Annotated in this window: 21 protein-coding genes and 1 pseudogene; 4 read left to right on the plus strand and 18 right to left on the minus strand. The window is 49.1% G+C overall.

Going from position 1 to position 19939, the window contains the following annotated elements:
* Window positions 1–369: 369 nt before the first annotated feature.
* The 9 genes and pseudogenes from LG211_RS10925 to LG211_RS10965 form a co-directional block, all read right to left on the minus strand.
* On the minus strand, window positions 370–888 hold the full coding sequence (locus tag LG211_RS10925) for a cyclophilin-like fold protein (protein WP_269477513.1): 519 nt from the start codon (window positions 886–888) through the stop codon (window positions 370–372).
* 10 nt (window positions 889–898) lie between these two features.
* Window positions 899–1078: pseudogene (locus tag LG211_RS10930) on the minus strand (DapH/DapD/GlmU-related protein); the annotation flags it as partial.
* Between the two features lie 77 nt (window positions 1079–1155).
* Window positions 1156–2280 (minus strand): aldo/keto reductase, encoded by a 1125-nt coding sequence (locus LG211_RS10935; protein ID WP_269477514.1) that lies wholly within the window; start codon window positions 2278–2280, stop codon window positions 1156–1158.
* A complete protein-coding gene (locus LG211_RS10940) occupies window positions 2277–3083 on the minus strand; it encodes an alpha/beta hydrolase family protein (RefSeq protein ID WP_269477515.1) in 807 nt (268 codons plus the stop codon). Before LG211_RS10940 ends, LG211_RS10935 begins: the two co-directional genes overlap by 4 nt.
* A gap of 5 nt (window positions 3084–3088) precedes the next feature.
* The gene (locus LG211_RS10945; RefSeq protein ID WP_269477516.1) at window positions 3089–4261 is read right to left on the minus strand and encodes an iron-containing alcohol dehydrogenase; all 1173 of its coding nucleotides are present in this window, start codon (window positions 4259–4261) and stop codon (window positions 3089–3091) included.
* A 17-nt stretch (window positions 4262–4278) separates the two neighbouring features.
* A complete protein-coding gene (locus tag LG211_RS10950; RefSeq protein WP_269477517.1) occupies window positions 4279–5394 on the minus strand; it encodes an MBL fold metallo-hydrolase in 1116 nt (371 codons plus the stop codon).
* On the minus strand, window positions 5391–6494 hold the full coding sequence (locus LG211_RS10955) for an aldo/keto reductase (RefSeq protein ID WP_269477518.1): 1104 nt from the start codon (window positions 6492–6494) through the stop codon (window positions 5391–5393). The genes LG211_RS10950 and LG211_RS10955 overlap by 4 nt, the downstream gene beginning before the upstream one ends.
* A 4-nt stretch (window positions 6495–6498) precedes the next feature.
* The gene (locus LG211_RS10960; protein ID WP_148398060.1) at window positions 6499–6741 is read right to left on the minus strand and encodes a hypothetical protein; all 243 of its coding nucleotides are present in this window, start codon (window positions 6739–6741) and stop codon (window positions 6499–6501) included.
* A 169-nt stretch (window positions 6742–6910) separates the two neighbouring features.
* The gene (locus LG211_RS10965; protein WP_336246060.1) at window positions 6911–7441 is read right to left on the minus strand and encodes a flavodoxin family protein; all 531 of its coding nucleotides are present in this window, start codon (window positions 7439–7441) and stop codon (window positions 6911–6913) included.
* 551 nt (window positions 7442–7992) lie between these two features.
* On the opposite strand from LG211_RS10965, the gene LG211_RS10970 reads away from it, so the two are divergent.
* A complete protein-coding gene (locus LG211_RS10970; protein ID WP_148398059.1) occupies window positions 7993–8457 on the plus strand; it encodes a VOC family protein in 465 nt (154 codons plus the stop codon).
* Between the two features lie 160 nt (window positions 8458–8617).
* On the opposite strand, the gene LG211_RS10975 is transcribed toward LG211_RS10970, so the two are convergent.
* Both LG211_RS10975 and LG211_RS10980 read right to left on the minus strand, forming a co-directional pair.
* On the minus strand, window positions 8618–9667 hold the full coding sequence (locus tag LG211_RS10975; RefSeq protein WP_269477519.1) for a zinc-dependent alcohol dehydrogenase: 1050 nt from the start codon (window positions 9665–9667) through the stop codon (window positions 8618–8620).
* A gap of 18 nt (window positions 9668–9685) precedes the next feature.
* The gene (locus LG211_RS10980; protein ID WP_148398058.1) at window positions 9686–10285 is read right to left on the minus strand and encodes a flavodoxin; all 600 of its coding nucleotides are present in this window, start codon (window positions 10283–10285) and stop codon (window positions 9686–9688) included.
* A gap of 130 nt (window positions 10286–10415) precedes the next feature.
* On the opposite strand from LG211_RS10980, the gene LG211_RS10985 reads away from it, so the two are divergent.
* Window positions 10416–10883, plus strand: coding sequence for a MerR family transcriptional regulator (locus LG211_RS10985; RefSeq protein WP_148398057.1), 468 nt, complete (start codon window positions 10416–10418; stop codon window positions 10881–10883).
* Window positions 10884–11061: 178 nt separating this feature from the next.
* Here the strand turns inward: LG211_RS10985 and LG211_RS10990 are convergent, their stop codons facing one another.
* From LG211_RS10990 to LG211_RS11010, 5 genes are read right to left on the minus strand one after another with little or no spacing between them, the layout of a single operon-like run.
* Window positions 11062–12189 (minus strand): 4-hydroxybutyrate dehydrogenase, encoded by a 1128-nt coding sequence (locus LG211_RS10990; protein ID WP_269477520.1) that lies wholly within the window; start codon window positions 12187–12189, stop codon window positions 11062–11064.
* A 10-nt stretch (window positions 12190–12199) separates the two neighbouring features.
* Window positions 12200–13009 (minus strand): enoyl-CoA hydratase-related protein, encoded by an 810-nt coding sequence (locus tag LG211_RS10995; RefSeq protein WP_465250798.1) that lies wholly within the window; start codon window positions 13007–13009, stop codon window positions 12200–12202.
* Complete coding sequence (locus LG211_RS11000) at window positions 12997–14067, minus strand: electron transfer flavoprotein subunit alpha/FixB family protein (protein WP_269477521.1); 1071 nt, start codon at window positions 14065–14067, stop codon at window positions 12997–12999. The genes LG211_RS10995 and LG211_RS11000 overlap by 13 nt, the downstream gene beginning before the upstream one ends.
* Before the next feature lie 13 nt (window positions 14068–14080).
* Window positions 14081–14869 (minus strand): electron transfer flavoprotein subunit beta, encoded by a 789-nt coding sequence (gene etfB, locus LG211_RS11005; RefSeq protein WP_269477522.1) that lies wholly within the window; start codon window positions 14867–14869, stop codon window positions 14081–14083.
* Window positions 14870–14882: 13 nt separating this feature from the next.
* Window positions 14883–16046 (minus strand): acyl-CoA dehydrogenase, encoded by a 1164-nt coding sequence (locus tag LG211_RS11010; RefSeq protein WP_269477523.1) that lies wholly within the window; start codon window positions 16044–16046, stop codon window positions 14883–14885.
* A 738-nt stretch (window positions 16047–16784) separates the two neighbouring features.
* On the opposite strand from LG211_RS11010, the gene LG211_RS11015 reads away from it, so the two are divergent.
* Entirely contained in the window at window positions 16785–17696 is a 912-nt protein-coding gene (locus tag LG211_RS11015) for a 3-hydroxyacyl-CoA dehydrogenase NAD-binding domain-containing protein (protein WP_269477524.1), read from the plus strand.
* 24 nt (window positions 17697–17720) lie between these two features.
* Window positions 17721–18374 (plus strand): cyclase family protein, encoded by a 654-nt coding sequence (locus LG211_RS11020; protein WP_269477525.1) that lies wholly within the window; start codon window positions 17721–17723, stop codon window positions 18372–18374.
* 160 nt (window positions 18375–18534) lie between these two features.
* On the opposite strand, the gene LG211_RS11025 is transcribed toward LG211_RS11020, so the two are convergent.
* On the minus strand, window positions 18535–18747 hold the full coding sequence (locus LG211_RS11025) for a hypothetical protein (RefSeq protein WP_269477526.1): 213 nt from the start codon (window positions 18745–18747) through the stop codon (window positions 18535–18537).
* A gap of 43 nt (window positions 18748–18790) precedes the next feature.
* The gene (locus LG211_RS11030) at window positions 18791–19927 is read right to left on the minus strand and encodes a zinc-dependent alcohol dehydrogenase (RefSeq protein ID WP_269477527.1); all 1137 of its coding nucleotides are present in this window, start codon (window positions 19925–19927) and stop codon (window positions 18791–18793) included.
* Window positions 19928–19939: the final 12 nt, after the last annotated feature.

Consider the following 19939-nt stretch of genomic DNA (forward strand, 5'->3'; position numbering starts at 1 on the left):
TAAAAAGTCCTCCCTTTAATTTTTCAGTTCATTCATTTCCATCGTTCCTGTGCAGTGTCTGGTTAATGCTTGGAAAATCCGGCAAGCCATTTGCCGAATTATCGATCAGGCACTGTACTAGCTAGCTTCAGTTTTAACTTAACACACGTTTTACTGCGCAGGGAAGACAGAGGATATGATAGCAGCTATCAGAAAATTTTTAATACAAACGCAAAACTCTCCGCCTTCACTTATTCTCAAAAAAAATAAATGAAGGCGGAGAGTTTGACATTGAACACTTTTTTCTCCGTGTTGCGTCCTATGATCGCCGATCAGCTGCGGACACAGATAATTGCGGCCTTGCTCTATACCGCATACGCTCTCCCCGCTTCAGCGAAAGGTCACTTGCACATCACCGACGCCAAGGGCCTTTTCCAATCCCGCGGCGTCTTCCACCCTGCCCAGCTTGGTATAACGGTAGGTCGTCTGGAAATCTTTATAAAAGAGCACCAGGCAGTCAGAGCCATACAACATCAGGTCGCCGGCATGAATGCTGTCGATGTCTTTCGTATCTGTAGGCAAGGCATTGGGCAGATCATAGAATTTTTCATTCCCGTTCAGTTCCTGCATATTCACAGTTATCGGCAGCTGCTCTGCAAGTGCCCGCGCCGCAGGGCTGTCAAAGAGAACTGATGCAAAAGTCTGGCCGCCGGCATAAATTTCAATTTCCATGTTCCCATTATCCCCTATTTGTATTTTGCCCTGATTTTTTTCCACTGCGGTTTGAGGAGGGCTTTCTTCGGATGTTGACTGGTCAGATGATGCATCCTGCCCGTCGACGCACCCTGCCCAAATAAAAGCACACAAAAGCGCTGTCAGCAGCAGGAAACCTTTTTTTCCAATCTTCATATCTCCTCCATTATCCTTCCGCTGTGTCCAAATAGTTTATGATTTTTGCCGGAACACCGCCGACAACTGCCATCGCAGGTACATCCTTTGTTACGACTGCCCCTGCGGCAACAATCGCGCCGTCTCCGATCGTTACGTTCGAGAGAATCGTCGCCTTGGCGCCGATCCAGACTTTCTTCCCTACTACGATGTAAAAACTTATTTAGTTCCACTGTCGTTTCCTCCCTTTCAACCTCGTATCTTCCATTGTCACTGCTGCTGTGTTATTCATGATGCCGCTTCCTCTTTCAACATCCGGGAAAACTGCTCCAAAATCTCAGGTATATGGATTTTCTGCGGACAGCGGCTCAGACACGCGCCGCAGCTTTTGCAGCTTTCCGGGCCTTTTCCTTTTTGTTCAAGCTCCGCGATCCGCCAAGTTTCGCCGCTGACCCTCATTTCATTGAATCCCTTTATCAACAAGGGAATATCGATCCCTTCCGGACAGGTTGAAAGGCAGTAGCGGCACCCGGAGCAAGGAACCCCCAAATCGTCCATAAAGGCTGCCGCCGCTTTCTGCAGAGCCTCCTCTTCTTCTTTGCTTAAAGGATCGGGGTTCGAAAACAGTGCTATGTTTTCCTCCACCTGCCTTACATCGGACATTCCGCTCAGTACCGTCTGCACGCCTGGAAGTCCCATGAGAAAGCGAAAAGCCCATGAGGATATGGAGCGGTCCTGCGCCGCTTCTTTGAGGATGCTTCCTGCTTTTTCATTGAGAGAATTCAGCCGTCCCCCTTTTAAGGGCTCCATGACCCAAATGGGAATGCCGTAGTCTGCCAGAATCTGATACTGCTGTTTTGCTTCCAAGATGGTCCAATCCAGATAGTTAAGCTGAATCAGCGCCATGTCATAGCCGGAATACCAATCCAGAAAACGCTTCAGCGTTTTGGGCGCAGCGTGTGACGAAAAACCTACATAGCGAATCCGTCCCTCTTCTTTTTGTTTCAGCAGGTAGCCCAGATAATCCTTTTCTTTATCGGTGTAAGCGTTATAATAATTCTCGTCCAGCCCATGGAGCATGTAGAAGTCGAAGTACTCGGTTTGACAGCGTTTCAGCTGCTGTTCAAACATCTCGCTGATATCGACTTGCGCCGCTGCATAAAATTTTGTCGCAAGATAGTAGCTGTCTCTGGGATATTTGCGGAGTGCTTCTCCCAGGAAAACCTCCGAGTCGCCGTCGTGGTAAGTGTAGGCCGTATCGAAGAAATTGATGCCGCCTGCTATCGCCGCATCGATAATCTTCTGACCTTCCGCTCGATCAATGTGGTTAGGCTGATTCTTTTCTTCTGGCAGACGCAGGGAACCAAGTCCCAGCGCTGAAATCTTATCATTTTTAAATTGTTTGTAAATCATTTTTCCGAAACCTTCTTTCGAATATAGTCGATTGCTGCCTCATCCGCCTTCTTGCGGTCCTCGTCATCTCGGAACCCGTGGCCTGCGCCGTCCAGTTCAACAAGCCGGGCCGATTTGTATGCCTCGGCGGTTTTACGCGACAGCTCTACCGGCACCGCTTTGTCCTCGGTCCCCTGAACGATCAAAACGTCCTCCTCATATTTGGCGATCTTGCCGAAAAGGTCAAAATCTCTGCCTCCCATATTGATCATATAGGGATAGAATAAAACCATGCCCCTAATATCCTCCGATTTCCTGGGAGCCAGCAGGGCCGCCGCCTGTCCTCCTAAACTTTTTCCCAGCAGAAAGACATTGTCTTTATCCACAAAATCGTAGGTTCGAATCCCCTTTAAAACTGCTTCCATATCTGCTGATTCTGTAAATACGGTCATATCGTCCATGTCGCCGTCGCTGTTACTGTCTTCCGAACCTCCGCAGAAGTCAAAGGCAAAACTGGCGATCCCGGCCTTGGCAAAGGCTTTGCAATCCGTAGCCGAATTGCGGTAGGTGCTGCCGAACCCGTGGCCGATAATGACCGTGGGATAGGTTTTTTCATCGCCCGCAGGCAGATAAAGCTGTCCATAGATGTTCAGGTTATCCCGCTGGAAAGTCAGTTCGTAAATAGTATAATCGATTCTCGTTTTCACAGCCTTTGCATCCCCAAGACCCATGGTCTGCGCCCGCTGCTGAACGCCGCCACCGCAGCCGGAAAAGCAGGCCGCTATCAGCAGCAGGCACACGGCGATCCGGATTTTTCGCCTCATCTTCCTCACATACTTTCTTTGAGAATTTTCAAAATTTCCTCTTTAGACAGCACTTTATAGCCGCCTTCCATGATGAGGGTGCTCTCCGCTACAGCCTCCAGCATGTCTTCTGTCACTCCCAAGTCTTTGATATTCATAACGACGCCCATTTCCTTCATCCAGGCTTCCATGGCTCTCAAGCCTTCCTTCGCCATCTCTTCATCGGTTTTGCCGGCCGGGTCCACGTTCCATACGTTTTTCGCAAAGCGTTTGAACTTGGCCAGGCCGTAAGGCATGATGCAGCGGTAGTACGGCAGGGAAACTGCGGAAAGGGTCATACCATGGGTGGCATCAGTGTGAGCGCCCACCGCCTGACCCAGCATGTGCACCATCCAGTCAGTGGATTTTCCCATGGCGACGAAGGTATTAAGCGCCCATGTAGCTGTCCACATAATATTGCTTCTGGCTTCATAGTTCTGCGGGTCCTTGATGGCAATACGTGAGCTGTGGATCAGGGATTTCATCAGTCCTTCCATGACATAATCGGATGTATTATCGTCTTCGCCGGAGAAATACTGTTCGCAGATATGGTTGAGAATGTCATAGAATCCGGCCGCCATCTGGTATTTGGGCAGGGAATAGGTGAAGGTTGGGTCTAAAATCGAGAATTTTGGAAAAACCCGCTCGTCGAAAACGTGGCCGATTTTCAGTTTACTCTCGTGGTTGGTGATCACTGCCCCGCCGTTCATTTCCGAGCCGGTTCCCACCATGGTCAGCACACAGCCCACGGGGATAATCTTGGTATCCGGGTCAACATCCTGGAATTTCAGATAGTATTTTTCCCAGGGTTCTTCTTCGCAGTGAGCGGAAATAGAAACAGCCTTGGCATAATCGCAGCAGGACCCGCCGCCCACAGCCAGAATCAGGTCAGCCTTTCCTTCCCTGGCTAATTTACAGCCTTCGTTTAGTTTTTCTACCGTCGGATTGGGCATGACGCCGCCGTCCTCAATGATTTCTTTTCCGTTTGCTTTTAAAAGTTCCACTACCTGGTCGTAAATCCCGTTTTTCTTGATGGAGCCGCCTCCATAGACAAGCTGTACATGCTCTCCGTACTTGGGCAGCTCTTCATTGAGCTTCTTCAGTGAATCTTTGCCAAAATGCAGTTTTGTCGGGTTTGCGTAAGTAAATGTTCCTAACATAATATAAATCCTCCTCATTATTGAATACCCTGCCACCAGCGCTGCTGATAGCCGGATGCGTTTTTTAGTTTCATGGTTTCACCGATCAAAGGCGTAGCTACAGTCAGACCGCTGGCTTCTCCGGCCTTTGTAAATCGCAGGGCCGGATCATCCCACGGATGGTCGGCCAGCTTGAAAGCGCCCCAGTGAATGGGCATGACTGTCCTCGCTCCCAGTGACGCCGCCGCCTGGACCGCTTCTTCCGGGAACATGTGTACGTCCGGCCATCTGCTATCGTACTGGGCGCAGTCGAGCAGGGCAAAGTCAAAGTCTCCGTATCGCTCATGAATCTGCTGAAAATGGTTTCCATATCCGGTGTCTCCGCTTTCAAAGATTTGAAGGGATCCGCTTTTGAACACCCAGGAAGCCCATAGAGTGGCGTCCTGGTCATTCAGACTTCTCCTGGAATAGTGCCTTGCGGGCGTGCAGCCGATGGTAAGGCCGTCCAGTTCGATTTCTTCCCACCAGGCCATATTGGTGATTTTATCTGCGGCAATGTCCCATCGCTGCAAATGATTCTCAACACCCAGGGGAACAACGTAGTTTTCCACCTTATTGTCGATCTCCTTTAATGTGTGGTAGTCCAAATGATCATAGTGGTCGTGGGACAAAACAACCAGATCCAACTTTGGCAGTTCTTTCGCTGAAAGGGGAGGCTGACTGAACCGTTTGCCCCCTGCAAAGGATACGGGGGAAGCCCGCTGAGCGAATACTGGGTCGATCAGGATATTTTTGCCGCCGATCTGAAGCAGTAAGGAAGAATGTCCAAACCAGGTAACCTGTGCCTCCCCATTTTCCAGTTCCGGCTGCTTTGTGGGAATCGTGTCTTCCGGCTTCACTCCTTTGTGGGAGAGAATTTTGTCGTCTTCTTCCATATGGTCCGTCATCATTTCAAAGGGTTCGCTGTTGCTGAATTTGCCTCCGGAATAATGATCCGCTCGTCTTTCATAATCCTCCATGTCCGCTTTTGACGCTTGGCCGCCGAACGCCGGCCAGGTTTTGAGAAAGATCAGCGCTGCTGCGAGAATGAGCAGGAGGACGCAGACGAGGATCAACATTACCCTCATTACTTTGTGTCTCTTCAAAAAAGTCATTCTTTATTCTCCGATATAAAATATGCTGCGATTTCCGCCATTCGCTGTTCCTGCTTCACGTGAAAAGGACAACGTATCTGGCAGTGTCCGCACCGGATGCAGGCATCCGCCTTTATGGGCAGTTTTCGGTAATGGCCTGCTGCCATTTTATCTCCGGCCAGCGCCAGGTCGTAATACTTGTTGATGAGCCCCACGTTGAGACCCTCAGGGCACGGCTGGCAGTGATTGCAGTAAACGCAGATTCCGTCCGCGTCCTGCGGTGTAAACCCGCCAATGATGGAATAGTCCTTTTCTTCCGGCGCTGCGGTCACGTAGTGTAAAGCTGTCTGCAGGTCCTGCATATTGCGAACTCCGGGCAACACCGTCAGAACCGCCGGACGGTCGAGAACGTACTGAAAACATTGTTCATGGGTCAGCGCCTTTTGAAAAATGGATGTTTTAGCGTCCAGCAGCTGGCCTCCCGCAAAGGGTTTCATGACGGAAATGCCCACGCCCATGCGCTCACATTGCCGATACAGAGCCGCGCGCTCCGCCGCTTCTCCGATGGCGTACTCGCCCTCTTGGTAGTCATAGGCCGGATTGATGCTGAACATCATCATGTCTATAAGCCCGGTGTCAAGGATTCGGCGGGCGATATCGGGATTGTGCGAGGAAAAGCCCAGATGGCGGATCTTCCCTTCCTCTTTCAATGCTTTCATATATTCCCATAAACCTGCTTTCATCACTTGGTCCAAGTCATCCCGGTCGTCAATGCAATGGATAAATCCCATGTCCGTATAGTCCGTGTGCAGCAGTTTCAGCTGCCATTCAAATTGGCTTTTGATTTCATCGAGGTCTCGCGTCCAGCCATACTCTCCGCTTTTGTAAATGGCGCCAAAGTGCATCTGCGTGATGACCCTTTCTCTGCGTCCTTCGAATGCTTTTGCATAAGCAAAGAAAGGCGCTTTTACCGATGGCGCCATGTCAAAGTAATTGATACCCTGTTCAATGGCCGCTGCAATCACCTCGGTCAGTTCCTCTTCCGTACCCGTAAGAGAGCCGCTGCCAAGGCCGATGACGCTGACCGTTTCGCCGCCATGGGGCAATGTGCGATATTTCATAGTCTCACCTTCTTTTTTCTAAGTTTGTTTTTTCTTTTTTAATCATGTATAGCAAATAGTCGAGGCAGTCTATTTTACACTGCGCATCGTGGAGGGAATCCAGCAATGTGCGTCTATGGGCTGTCAATAGCTTTAAGCTGTCTGCAGTTTTGCCGTTTTTCAGCCCGTTTATAAATTGCTTTGCTGTTTGCTGGCTGCATCCTGCATCTATTAAATTGTCATAAATCGCATTTTCTGTAAGTTCCATTTTGGTCATTCCCTTTCGATAATAAGATTGCATTATACAAAATTTGGCCGGCTACGTTTTTTTCGCAGCAATGCGCTGATTTCTCTTTTTGGTTGATTCATAATCCCATTCATTGTTTTTGCGCCGCCATGGCAGGCCCGGCAGAATTTACGCTGTCGTAGCCAAAAGATTACCGGTCAATTCCCTTACCGAACTCATAAACTTGCTGCAGCTTTTCTGCTGATTTGTTCTGGCTGCCGTAAGCTGTAATCACACCCATGTCTTTCAAGCCCATGTAATTGATCAACGCCTGCCGGTACTGCTGCTTTGCCGGCCCATAAACTCCGTCGGAGCCGGAGCTGAGAAGCATGGCCGCCTTCTTCAGCTTCTTCGGGATCCCCACCGCATAAGTCCTGTGAATGCAGCATTGCAGCTGGCCGGACAGGGTAAAATAATAGATGGGGGAAGCCAGCACCAGCATTTCCGCATCCGCAAGTTCCCGGTACACATCCTGCATCGCATCCTTCTGGATGCAGTTTCCATCTCCTTTTGTGTGGCAGTATTCGCACCCCATGCAGCCGGCAATTTTCTGCTGGCCCACCGAAAGCACCTCAACTTGATGGCCCGCCTCTTTTGCTCCTTTGGAAAAGGCCTCCGCTATTGCAGCAGTGTTGCCGTTCGCACGGGGACTTCCATTTAATACAAGGATTTTCATGTTCATTCACCTCTCTATTTATTCAAATCGTTTATCGATCGAAGGGGGGCAGCCCCTTTTGTAGTTTTATTATTGCATAGAAATGTTTTTATAACAAATACTTATGATTTATATATACTTATGCCTTAAAGGCATTCATGGGCTATCACGTATTTGTTTCCAAAGATTCGGCCGCAGCTTTATACGAAAAAATAATTATGTTATACTCATACTGCAGCTAGTCAGCTGATCTGGTTTGTTTGAAAAAGAAATTATCAGTAAACGAGATGTTTTTAAGGAATTAAGACACTCTGACGCCACTTCTATGGTGGTATGCCAACTGGTTGACGTGTACCCATAAAAGTGGCGTAAAACCCGCGTTATCTTGATACTTTTTCGAACCCGGATTGAAAAAAGGCTGATGAAGGTTTACGGGCTCGACTCTAATCGAGATTGTCCGGGGCCGCAAACGATCGGGATAAGAGCCTTTTGGCAGTAATTCTGACACTAAGTGTTTTAAGGGGCTGCTCTCAGACCGTTCTGCTGGCAGCTCACATCTTATGAGGGAGGAAATTTAAATGAAATATGAAGGCGTTTGTATCGCGGTGAAAGATGTGAATCTTTCGAAAAAGTTTTATCAGGAGCTATTTGGACTTGAGGTTTTTCAGGATTATGGCATCAATGTTTCCTTTGGCGCCTTGTCCTTACAGCAGGAATTTGACTGGCTGGTCGATGTCCCAAAGAAAAGCGTAATGGAAAAATCCCATAATATGGAGTTGTATTTTGAGGAAGAGGATTTTGATGGTTTTATAGGGAAATTAGAAAAGCGCAGCGACATTCATTACCTGGGAAATGGTGTGAAAGAGGCCGCATGGGGACAACGTTCTGTGCGTTTTTACGACTTGGACGGCCACATTATCGAGGTCGGCGAAAACATGAAAATGGTTGTGAGGCGGTTCCTCGATTCAGGGATGTCCATGGAGGAAACTTCAAAACGTATGGATGTTTCCATATCGGACCTGGAGACACTTTTACGAAGCTGAAATACTTTTTTTGCTGATTCCTATTCGAAATGCCCTGATTTGGACGCAATGTCCATAGAAAATCAGAGCATTTTGCTGTTTTTGAAGCATGGCGGATCGAAGGATGGTATTTGTTTCCTGTTGATGTGATAACCCCGACATACTTAATCGATTTCGTCTCTTACGGCTTTACAACGATTTTTACAACCGGATCTGTTTTCGAAGTGAGCCGCTCAAAGGCATGCTGAAGCTCGTCCAGTTTCATAACATCCGTTACGTATTTGTCCGCATCGATCATCCCGCTGGCGATTATATCAATCGTTTCCTCAAATTCTTTTCGAGTGCAGGAAACGCTTCCCATCAGCCTAATCTCACGAAGAACGATTTTATTCAATGAAATATGAACTGTATCGTTGATGGAATTTCCAACCGTAACGATCGTTCCTCCCGGTTTTACAGCATCGATACTTGCCGCGAGCGATTCTTCCGTACCGACACATTCAAATACAACATCAAAGCCGCCGTTTGCCGCTTGATTCATGATGGCGCCGCTGTCCGAAGCGCTGCTATCAAAATAATCGTCAAAGTCGCCGATTTCTTTTGCCAAACCCAGCTTGCGGTCATTTCTCTTCGCCATTGCCAAATAAGAAGCACCGGCTTTTTTCACAAGACCGCCTGTAAGCTGTCCGATGATTCCGCTTCCCACCACTAACACTTTGTCATGCAGTTTCAAGTCTGATATCCGCAGCGCATGGTAAGCGACCATCAGCGGGTCAATCAGCCCTGCAGCCGTATCCGATACCGTATCCGGCAATTTATAAGCATTGCTTGCTCTCCAAACAAATTTTTCCGCATAGGCGCCATTGCGTACAAAGCCAATATAATTCTGACCGTTTACTTGGCGGCACAGCTGCTCTTTTCCTGCTTTGCACATATCGCATTCACCGCAATACATATTTGCCCAGAATACAACCCGATCACCGATCGAAAAATCACTGTCTCCCGGATTGGTAACAACACCGCAGAATTCATGGCCCATCACAAAGTCTGCCAGTTCAGGGTTCCAACTTTTTCCGGTTTTCCACATATGAATATCACTGCCGCATACCCCGCAGGCAGAAACCGCGATTTCTATTTCCCCTGCCTTAAGCTCCGGAACCGGAAGTTCTTTCATTTCGATCTGTTTTTCTCCCGCTAATACCGCGGCCTTCATCTTTTTTTCACCTGTCATCGTTTACCTCCCTATCATTTATCGCTGCAGTCCGTCGATCCAAGACTGCAATTCCTTCTCTGTCACGCTTCCGCCGAATCTTTCTCCCGCCAGCCAGCTGCCGCTGCCAGCCTGTTTAGCTAAATGGCTGCCGCTTTCCCCAAGTCCGCTTCCACCTGATGTGCAGAACGGAATTACTGTAATTCCATTGAAATCATGGTTTTCTACAAATGTACTCATGATGCGGGGAGCATCTCCATGCCAGATTGGATAGCCCAGATAAACGACCGAATACTCTTCAAGAGAAATCGCCTTGCCGCCGATTTCAGGACGAGCTTTTGGGTCATTCATTTCAATGGATGTCCGGCTTTCATCATCGTTATAATTCAAATCTTCCTCCGAATATGGCTCCGCCGGAACGATTTCATAAAGATCGGCATTGATAATCGCAGCGATCTTTTCTGCTGCTCCTTTTGTTGTTCCTGTTGCAGAAAAATACACGACCAGTGCATCGCTTACAGCAGTCTGTGCCTGCTCCGTACTGTTCTTTGATTTCGTTTGGGTCTTTCCACAAGCTGACAAAGACAAAATCAAACATACTCCTATAGCCAGGGTGATGATTCTCGTCACAACCTTCATTTTGTTTCCCTCCAATCACTTAAATTGACTTTCGTGGTGTTATCCACTATAATAACTCTAAGTTCAATATACAACTTAAAGTTAACTTTAAGTCAATAGGTATTTTTTAATTTTTTATGAGGTGACGGTTATGCTTTATACAGTTGGTGAAATGGCAAAGGTTCTAGGGGTTCCGGCTTCTACCCTGCGTTATTATGACAAAGAAGGCATTCTTCCTTGTGTGGAGCGGTCAAGCGGCGGCATCCGCATGTTTACGGACAAGGATTACGAATGGCTGAAGGTTGTAGAGTGCCTGAAAAAATCAGGTTTGTCCATCAAGGACATCAAGGCTTTTACGGAAATGATCGATCGCGGGGATGATTCCCTGAAGGAACGACTTGACTTGTTTCGCTTACGGAGAGATTCTGTCAAAAAACAAATGGCTGATATGCAGGAGACGCTTGATTTTTTGGAGTTTAAATGCTGGTACTACGAACAAGCCATCAAGGACGGCACGGAAAGCAAGGTCCGCGACTTACCCGTTGAGGAGCTTCCAACGCAGCATAAAGCTACCAAGGAGAAAATGAATATCCTGCATTCTGACCGCGGGGATGATTGATCGTTTGTGAGTGAAAAGGTTGATAAGTCTTTCTGTTCCTGCCCTTTAACCTTTACATCTGGCTTATCAAGGTAATACCTCCGCTATTCCAAAAAAATGCCTTGTACTCATGGCCGGCCGCGCAGACCAAGAAGCTGATCCACGCAGCGCCATAATTTGATACAGAGGACAAGTTAATTTACAGGCATTCGGCATAAATCTCTTTGATCAGCGCTTTTGTCAATGGAACATAGGAATTTACCACCAGCCTCTGCTGATTTTCAAGGACAGAATCAGCAAAGGTTTCGATGTCTTCTTCTTTGAATCCGTATTCTCTCAGGGGCTTTAAATGCAGGATCGTTTCCAGCAGTTTATTGAGGTTGCCGATGGCATCTTCAGCCGTCCCGCCCAGGATCCCGGCGATGGTCTGTTTGAATTCCATGATCTTTCCTTCAGGCTGAGCCGCGTCGTACTTTTCAAGGACTTTGCCAAAGAGGGCATAGTTGGACTCGCCGTGGGGCACATGATAAGTACCGCCCAGAGGGAAGGACATGGCGTGAACGGTTGCGCACCCAGCCTGCAAAAAGGCGATCCCTGCATAACAGGCAGCCGTTACGAACTCGTCCAGATAGTTGAATCTTGCTTCTTCTCCGCCTTCACGGATCCTTCTGAATCCTTCCAGGATCAGTTCCATCGCCTTTACTCCATAGAGTTCCGAGGTCATGGTGGCTCTGGATGGGGACAGGTAGGATTCTACCGCATGAATCAGCGCATCGATGGCTGAAGATGCAAAAGGCGCATAAGGCAGAGTCTTGAGCATTTCCGGAATGAGACAAACGGAGCTTGGGATCAGCAGATCCGATACCAATCCCAGCTTTGTGGTGTTTCCATTGTCATCGCGTACGATCGCTACGGAAATATTGGTCACTTCCGAGCCTGTGCCGCAGGTAGTCGGAATTGCGATCAGTTCTTTCTCCGGAACCACTTCTGCTTTTTTAAAGTACAGGTCATGTACCGAACCTGTCCTCTTCAAGGACAGCACCTTTCCGATATCCATGATGGCGCCGCCACCTACCGCAACGATCCGCTCGAAGGTCTCCGGCTTAACAGCCTTGAAAATCTCCGTAATCATCTCTTCGGAAGGTTCTCCCGCGCCAAAGCTTTCCTGGAAGACCACCTGGCACTCCAGATTCAGATCTGCCATGAATGGTTTGTAGATAAACGCATTGGTCAGGATCAGATCCTCGCTCCCCAGTTGAAATTCTTCTGCAAATTCTTGAAACGTTTTGAATTTGTTTAATTGTCCTTTGATTAATATTTCTCTCATTTTTTCCTCCTTATTTGCCCTGGAAGGCCGCATCCCGTTTTTCCAGGAACGCCTGCATACCTTCCTTCTGGTCTTCTGTAGCAAAACACATTGCAAACAGTTCATTTTCCAGGGAAATGGCCGAATCCAAATCCATCTCCGTTCCTCGGTTGATAGCGGCTTTTGCATATTTCACGGCCAAAGGCCCGTTCTTAATGATCCTTTTTGCAAGGCTTACTGCCGCATCCAGCAGCTCTTCCGGCTCCACCACCTGATTTACAAGGCCAATCTTCAAAGCTTCCTCTGCTTTAATCATATCGCCGGACAAAATCAATTCCATGGCTTTTGCTTTTCCTACCAGGCGGGGCAGTCTCTGGGTGCCGGAAAATCCGGGCGTAATTCCCAGGCTTACTTCCGGCTGGCCGAATTTTGCTTTGCTGCTGGCGAGGATCATATCGCAGGCCATAGCCAGCTCACAGCCGCCGCCCAGCGCAAACCCGTTGACAGCCGCAATGGTGGGAATGGCAAGCAGCTCCAGCTTTCTGAAAACAGCCGAACCATTTCTCCCCCAGTTTCTGCCGCCTTCCAGATCCAATACGCTTTGGGTGCCGATATCCGCACCGGCGGCAAAGGCTCTACCTTCTCCCGTTATAATCATCGCTTTGATTTCTTCGCTTTTTTCTGCCAGGCTGACCGCCTGATCAATCTCTTCCAGAACCTGCGCATCCAGTGCGTTGAGCACATCCGGCTTGTTGATGGTTAAAAATCCGATCTGCCCTTTTTCTTCAAATATGATCGATTGGAACATGTTCTTCACCTTTCTTTCTGTTATGCATCCCACTTTTCAATAATCTCCGGAATGACCTTCTTCAGATCGCCGCAGACGGCGTAATCCGCCAGCTGCATCATCGGGGCTTCCGGGTCCTTGTTGATGGCGATGATGATATCGGAGGTCTGCATGCCAGCCAGGTGCTGGATAGCTCCCGATATGCCGCAGGCAAAATAGATCTTCGGCTTTACCGTGGTTCCGGTCTGACCCACCTGATGGCTCTGATCGATCCAGCCCGCATCCACGGCCGCTCTCGATGCTCCCACCATGCCGCCTACTTGATCTGCCAGCTGCCCGATCAATTCAAAGCCCTCCGGGCCGCCCAGACCCCTTCCTCCGGAACAGATGATCTCCGCATCCGTCAGGGATACCAGTTCTTTGGCTGCCTTTACCACTTCCAGCACTTCCACCTGAATGTCATCCGCGCTGATCTTGGCTTCGACCCGGATCAGCTCGCCTTTGGCGCCCTCCTTCTTTTCCAATTTATCCATTACGCCCGGTCTCACCGTCGCCATCTGCGGCCTTGTTCTCGGCGTTATGATGGTCGCCATCAGGTTGCCGCCGAAGGCCGGTCTGGTCTGCTTGAGACCGGTATCCCTGCTTTCCGGATCCAGGCCCCCGGTGCTGGCGGTCGTATAAGTCTGGAGATAGTCCATATAGTTTCCGGTATCGATATCCAGCCGGGTGCAGTCCGCCGTCAGTCCGGTGTCCAGTCTGGCCGCGATTCTCGGAGCCAAATCCCTTCCGATATGGGTGGCGCCGAACAGCACGATCTCCGGTTTGTATTCCCGGATGGCGTCGGTCATCACCTTGGCATAACCATCGGTGGTATACGTTTTGAGCAGCGGATCCTCGATCTGGTAAACCGCGTCCGCTCCATAGGCGTACAGTTCGTCGAAAAGTCCGTCGGTCTCATCACCGATCAGTACGGCGCAGACTCTGGCCCCTTCTCCCAGTTCTCTGGAAAGCCGGCAGCCTTCGCCCAGAAGCTCCAGCGCCACCTTCATCAGCTTGCCGTCTCTCTGCTCCGTATATACCCATACGTCCTTGTATTCTGCAAATTGTTTCATGTATCCCGCCTCCTTAGATAATGTGTTTTTCTTTCAGTCCTTTAATCAGGTTTTCTGCCAGTTCTTTTGCTGTATCTCCCGCTACGGGAACCCCTTTCCCCTTTGGCTTTGGCGTAAAGGAACGAAATACGTTGGTCGGCGAAGCTTTCAGGCCCACCGTATCCTGATCCACGCCGATATCCTCTGCGCTCCATACCCGGATGTCGGCTTTGGCTCCCTTGAGGATGCCCCGGATGCTCATGTATCGCGGCGTATTCAGCTCTTTAATCGCCGTCAGCACACATGGGGGTCTGAGTTTGAGCAGCTCATAGCCGTCTTCCAGCGCACGCTTTACGAGGATCTCATCCGCTTCCAGCTTGAATTCTTTCACATAGGTAACCTGGGGCACGCCCAGCTTCTCCGCGATCTGCGGTCCCACCTGGGCCGTGTCTCCGTCAATGGCCTGACGCCCGGCGAAGATCAGATCATACTCGCCGATCTTTTTGATCCCTGCCGCCAGAGCATTGGAGGTGGCCCAGGTATCGGAGCCGCCCAGCGCCCGGTCGGATAACAGGATTGCCTCATCGGCGCCCATAGCGATGCATTCCTGCAGCATCTCTTTAGCCTGGGGCGGCCCCATGGTGATGACGGTCACCTTCGTATCCGGCTGAGTATCCTTGATCTGCAGCGCCTGCTCCAGGGCATTGGCATCATCGTGGTTTAAGATCGATTCCACACCTTCCCGGATCAGGGTGCCAGTTTCCGGGTTAATCTTGATTTCATTGGTATTTGGTACTTGTTTCACGCATACAACGATGTTCATTCTTTTGTTCCTCCTATTTAAAGATCGTTCCTGAGATGACCATCTTCATCACTTCCGATGTTCCTTCATAGATTTCGGTAATCTTCTGGTCCCGATACATCCGTTCCACCGGATAATCCTTGATGTATCCATATCCGCCGTGGAACTGGACTGCCTTGTCCACCACATAGGAGGCCGTCTCGGAGCAGGACAGCTTGGCCTGGGCGGCTGTCACGGAAAGCTGTCCTTCTGCCGATTTGTCTCCTGCTGCTGCCCGGTCTCTGGTGTTGCAGGCATTGTACAAAAGGAATCTGGAGCCGTCGATGCGGGTCTTCATATTGGCCATCTCAAAAGCCAATGCCTGGAATCGGTCCAGGCTTCTTCCAAACTGCTTTCTCTGCTTCATGTATTCGACCGTCTGGTCAAAGGCCCCCTGGGCGATTCCCAGTGCCTGGGCCGCGATCCCCAGTCTCCCCACATCCAGCGAACTCATGGCCGTTTTAAAGCCTTTTCCTTCTTTCCCCAGCAGGTTTTCCTTGGGAATCCGGCAGTCTTCAAAGACCAGCTCCGCTGCGATGGAGCCGCGGATGCCCATCTTGTTTTCTTTTTTTCCTCTGGTAAAGTCCGGCGTTCCCTTTTCCACGATAAAGGAACTGATGCCTTTGTTTCCTTTGCTCTTATCCGTCATGGCCATGATCACATAGACATCGGCGATCCCTCCGCCAGAAATGAAGATCTTGCTTCCGTTGAGGATCCAGCAGTCTCCCCCGTCTTTGGCCGTAGTCTGCTGCATGGCCGCATCGGTCCCCGCATTGGGCTCGGTCAGGCCGAAGGCGCCCAGCTTCTTGCCCGAAAGCAGATCGGGTAGATACTTCTTTCTCTGTTCCTCGGTTCCATAGGTGAAGATCGGCCAGCAGCACAGGGCATTATGGGTCTGGACGATGACCCCGTGGGACGCGTCTACTTTGGATAACTCCTCCACTGCCATGATGTAGGTCAGATAATCGCTTCCCGCTCCGCCATATTCCTCGGGAAAGGGCATGCCCATGACACCCAGCTCCCCTAACTTGGCTACCGTTTCGTAAGGATATTCGGCATTGGCGTCAATTTCCTCACTGATTGGCGCGATCTCGGTTTCTGCAAACTCTTTGATCATTTTCTTGACCATTTGTTGTTCTCTTGAATAACTGAATTCCATTTTTGCTCTCCTTTTTTATTTATTTTACAGACCCAGTGGGTCTTCATAAAAAACGTGTAGATAACCGAGTTACCGTATGTGTACATAAACAGCAACATAGCAGATTGGTTTTCTGCACAAAGGGTCATTTTTTAAGCCAACAATCTTTTTGAATGCGAAATGAATATACTTGACGTTTTTATCGGAAGCATTTGTTTGTCAACTCTTTTTCTCTCAAGCATTCGATGTATTTGGGGGACCCTTTGTCTTGGCATTTATAAATATCGCAAGAAGTATGCCAAGCACCTGCCGGCTCTTTTAAAAAGATAGATGCTGGCTGCTTTCCGCTCAAATTCACGATTTTTGCGTAAAAGGTCCTTTTATATTGCTGCCACTGACACAATCCAGGATCTGGGCCTTTATTTATATATTTGCAAGATGCAATCATACATTGCATCTTGCATGATTCTACTTTTTCCTCATACCGTACAAGAAGGAGCCCTGCTATTGTGATATATTGTTTGATTGCACTTTGCAATTTATATTTGCACAATGCAATTCAGATAATGCTTTCGCCAGGAAGATCGCTCAGCCTTTCTTAACCTTTCTCTTCTCCCGCCACTGTCAATTTACTGTCTCACAGCCCCTTTGATAAACTTTTTGCAGCAGCCCCGTCAGCTGGCATAGGAATTGCGATATTAGTATGGTAGAAAAACACTTTAATTAGTTTTCACAGAATGAAAAGAAAGAAGGTTTAGTATGAAAGCAGAAGATATCAAAAAAATATTAGTGATTGGCGCCGGCACCATGGCCGCACACATTACCACGCAGTTCGTTTTATTTGGGCGCGAAGTCGTCGTCTATGTCAGAAGTGAAGACAAGAAACAGGTGGTACTGGATCGGGTAAGAAACGAAGTCATGGCCCCTCGTATCGCAGAAGGCTACTTTACTGACGAATATGCGGACAAAGCTGTGAAAAATATCAGCTTTATTGTCGGAGATCCATCTCTGGTTCCTGATGACATCGGCCTTGTAAGCGAATCGGTCTATGAGGATTATGAAACCAAGGAAGCCGTATGGAAATCCTTTGCGCCATACCTGCCTAAGGACGCCATTCTCACCACAGACTCCTCCTCTTTGTATCCGTCCAGATACGCAGCAGCCTCCGGAGCACCGGAGCGTTTCCTGGCGTGGCACTTTTATATGCCGTCCTTCTATCGAAATGTAACGGATATCTCTCCGGTAGCGGAAACCAAACAGGAATATGTGGATTTATTGATTGAGTTTGCAAAGTCCATCCATATGAACCCCTGCCTGCTGAAAAAGGAAACACCAGGATATCTGGCTAACAATATGCTCTACTCCTTTGTTGATATGGGACTGACCCTTTATCGCACAGGCGCTGCGGGGATTGAGGAAATCGACCGGGCCTGGATGGGCGTCCGTCAGGAACAGACCGGCCCCTTTGGAATCCTGGATGCTGCCGGGATCGATACGATGTATCTCATTCTCAAAGAGTGGTATGGTACGACCAAAGAGAATCTGCCGATTCTTGAAGAAAAGCTGGCAAAAGGCGAATTGGGCGTAAAAACAGGAAAGGGATTCTATACATATCCAAATCCAAGGCATCAGGATCCGGACTTCCTCAAAAGAGCCTCCAAGGTCGAATAATCCTCACAAAAGGAGAGCGTAATTATGAACGTACTTGACTTATCCGCAAGATATGAAAGCGGGCAGATTGCCGGAAATCCGCAGAGACATCCCCAGGTTGAGCTCAGTCTTATGGGGAAAGTCGAAGACTGCGGCTTCAATACCAGTCGAATCGTTTTAGGCTCCCATACCGGTACCCACATGGATTCCCCCAGACATCTAATCAAGGATGGGCCGTCCATCGATCAAACAAACCTGGACGTATGCATCGGCGATACGGCAGTCATAGATTTTCGCCGTTTTAAACCATTGGAAACGGTGGAACTGAGAGATGTTAAGGGATTAAAGGTGCGTGAACGCATGGTCTTTGCCTTTGGCTGGGAAACCTATTATGGAAATCCAAACTACCATGGCAAATGGCCCTATTTTTCCCTGGAGGCCGCAGAATTCCTTGTGCAAAACGGCATGAAACTGATTGCGGTCGATACCGTATCTCCTGACTGCAAGGAAAGCGGCAGTCGAAAAGATGATCAGATCCATAAGCTGTTTTTTGAAAACCAGGTAGTGGTTGTGGAGCTGATCAAAAATGTCGATCGGATCGATTTTACAAAAGAATATTCTCTGGCAGCACTTCCTCTAAATCTTCAGGGTGTGGATGGTTCTCCCTGCAGAGTGGTGCTTTTTACGGAACAGGAATAGAGGCGACTGCCAAGGACCGGTCTGCCGGGACCAACTCAAAGCCCATTCTGCCCGCAGCTAAAAAAGCTGCCGCATCAACGGTGGAGTTTTCCATTGATGCGGCAGCTTTTTCTTATGCAATTTTTCAAAATCCGAATGATGTTTTAATGGCGGATTTTTATTACATTTTTCCGTTTTGTCCGTCGGCTTCCACCTTGCCTAAAAGATAAAGAAACGCAATGGCAGGTATCGCAAAAGCTTTTCTGAAATAGTCCATCGGCCTTGCAAGATAGATCAAATTAGACATTTCAAGAGCTTCGATATAACTGTCAACCGTGGCAACAGAGGTGTTCTCCAATTCCTTTGCACGAAAAAGGAACGGCCGGTATGACACAGCAGCCGCTCCCCTTATTATGTTAAGAAAAAGTATTACTTTTTTATTCCCAGGGCTTGATGATGACCTTACCTACATCCGGGCCTCCGGCCGTCTTCATGGCTTCCGGAACATCGTTCATACCGAAGATATGGGTGGCCAGTTTTTCAAGAGGCACAGTCGTTCTGTCCATGAAGTTCAGCGCATCCCGGAAGGTTACCGGATGATTTGCCCATACGCCGCGGATGTCGCAGTCCTTGTTGCAGATGGTATACGGATTGATGGGAATATCCCCGCCGTCTGTAAAGTGGCCCGCTTCGATTACGATACCGCCTCTTCTTACAAAATCAATGGCCTGTTTGAAGGCAATCGGCGCTCCCGCCGCTTCTACAACCACGTCCGCCAGTTCGCCGCCGTTGCTGTCCATGATCATCTGCTGTCTTTCCTCTACGCTCAGCTTGGCGTTGATGCATATATCCGCGCCGAATTCTTGTGCCATTTCCAGCTTTTTCGGGAGCATATCAATGGCAATGATTTTGCCTGCGCCCGCGTGTTTGAAGGCAGCCATAATCAAAAGTCCGATGGGACCCGCGCCGATCACAGCAACCGTCTTGCCAATTCCGAATCCATGTCCGGTGGATGGCGTTCCCGGTTCCATTGCCCGTTCCACAACTCTAAGTGCGATGCAGGTGGGCTCCGCCATGGCAGCCAGTTCCGGCGACATGCCGTCAGGTACCTTGAACAGCCATGAATCCGGCAGAGCATAAATGTACTGGGAGTAGCCGCCCAGGAAGTATGGTGGTTCGCCCACTTTGGAATGCCCATAACGGAACCGATTCTGGCAGAGCAGCGGTTTGTCCGGGTATTTGAGACAGGTAGGGCACTTGCCGCAGCCCTTGGTTCCCGGCCCCAGGATTACTCGGTCGCCTACTTTCAGATCCAGAGTTCCATCGACCATAAGCATGCTCTTTTTGTAGTCCGGGCCGATCTCTTCGATCACCCCTGCAAATTCATGTCCCGGAATAATGGGGAAATCTACCATGCCTGCGTTGCCGTTCCACATATGCTTGTCTGTACCGCAGATTCCGCACGCTTCCACTTTGATAATAATACCGTCATCTTCACATTTTGGATAAGGGAATTCCTGTAATTCCAGCTGTCCGGGGCCAGCCATGACCCACGCTTTTCCTGTTTTACTCATTGTTTTCCTCCT

The organism is Hominibacterium faecale, assembly GCF_020734085.1.
GTDB lineage: Bacteria > Bacillota > Clostridia > Peptostreptococcales > Anaerovoracaceae > Hominibacterium > Hominibacterium faecale.

What these genes read in the sequence shown, in the direction of transcription:
- LG211_RS10925 (WP_269477513.1), bottom strand. Translation starts at nt 888, where the DNA reads ATGAAGATTGGAAAAAAAGGTTTCCTGCTGCTGACAGCGCTTTTGTGT.
- LG211_RS10935 (WP_269477514.1), bottom strand. Translation starts at nt 2,280, where the DNA reads ATGATTTACAAACAATTTAAAAATGATAAGATTTCAGCGCTGGGACTT.
- LG211_RS10940 (WP_269477515.1), bottom strand. Translation starts at nt 3,083, where the DNA reads ATGAGGCGAAAAATCCGGATCGCCGTGTGCCTGCTGCTGATAGCGGCC.
- LG211_RS10945 (WP_269477516.1), bottom strand. Translation starts at nt 4,261, where the DNA reads ATGTTAGGAACATTTACTTACGCAAACCCGACAAAACTGCATTTTGGC.
- LG211_RS10950 (WP_269477517.1), bottom strand. Translation starts at nt 5,394, where the DNA reads ATGACTTTTTTGAAGAGACACAAAGTAATGAGGGTAATGTTGATCCTC.
- LG211_RS10955 (WP_269477518.1), bottom strand. Translation starts at nt 6,494, where the DNA reads ATGAAATATCGCACATTGCCCCATGGCGGCGAAACGGTCAGCGTCATC.
- LG211_RS10960 (WP_148398060.1), bottom strand. Translation starts at nt 6,741, where the DNA reads ATGGAACTTACAGAAAATGCGATTTATGACAATTTAATAGATGCAGGA.
- LG211_RS10965 (WP_336246060.1), bottom strand. Translation starts at nt 7,441, where the DNA reads ATGAACATGAAAATCCTTGTATTAAATGGAAGTCCCCGTGCGAACGGC.
- LG211_RS10970 (WP_148398059.1), top strand. Translation starts at nt 7,993, where the DNA reads ATGAAATATGAAGGCGTTTGTATCGCGGTGAAAGATGTGAATCTTTCG.
- LG211_RS10975 (WP_269477519.1), bottom strand. Translation starts at nt 9,667, where the DNA reads ATGACAGGTGAAAAAAAGATGAAGGCCGCGGTATTAGCGGGAGAAAAA.
- LG211_RS10980 (WP_148398058.1), bottom strand. Translation starts at nt 10,285, where the DNA reads ATGAAGGTTGTGACGAGAATCATCACCCTGGCTATAGGAGTATGTTTG.
- LG211_RS10985 (WP_148398057.1), top strand. Translation starts at nt 10,416, where the DNA reads ATGCTTTATACAGTTGGTGAAATGGCAAAGGTTCTAGGGGTTCCGGCT.
- LG211_RS10990 (WP_269477520.1), bottom strand. Translation starts at nt 12,189, where the DNA reads ATGAGAGAAATATTAATCAAAGGACAATTAAACAAATTCAAAACGTTT.
- LG211_RS11000 (WP_269477521.1), bottom strand. Translation starts at nt 14,067, where the DNA reads ATGAAACAATTTGCAGAATACAAGGACGTATGGGTATATACGGAGCAG.
- etfB (WP_269477522.1), bottom strand. Translation starts at nt 14,869, where the DNA reads ATGAACATCGTTGTATGCGTGAAACAAGTACCAAATACCAATGAAATC.
- LG211_RS11010 (WP_269477523.1), bottom strand. Translation starts at nt 16,046, where the DNA reads ATGGAATTCAGTTATTCAAGAGAACAACAAATGGTCAAGAAAATGATC.
- LG211_RS11015 (WP_269477524.1), top strand. Translation starts at nt 16,785, where the DNA reads ATGAAAGCAGAAGATATCAAAAAAATATTAGTGATTGGCGCCGGCACC.
- LG211_RS11020 (WP_269477525.1), top strand. Translation starts at nt 17,721, where the DNA reads ATGAACGTACTTGACTTATCCGCAAGATATGAAAGCGGGCAGATTGCC.
- LG211_RS11030 (WP_269477527.1), bottom strand. Translation starts at nt 19,927, where the DNA reads ATGAGTAAAACAGGAAAAGCGTGGGTCATGGCTGGCCCCGGACAGCTG.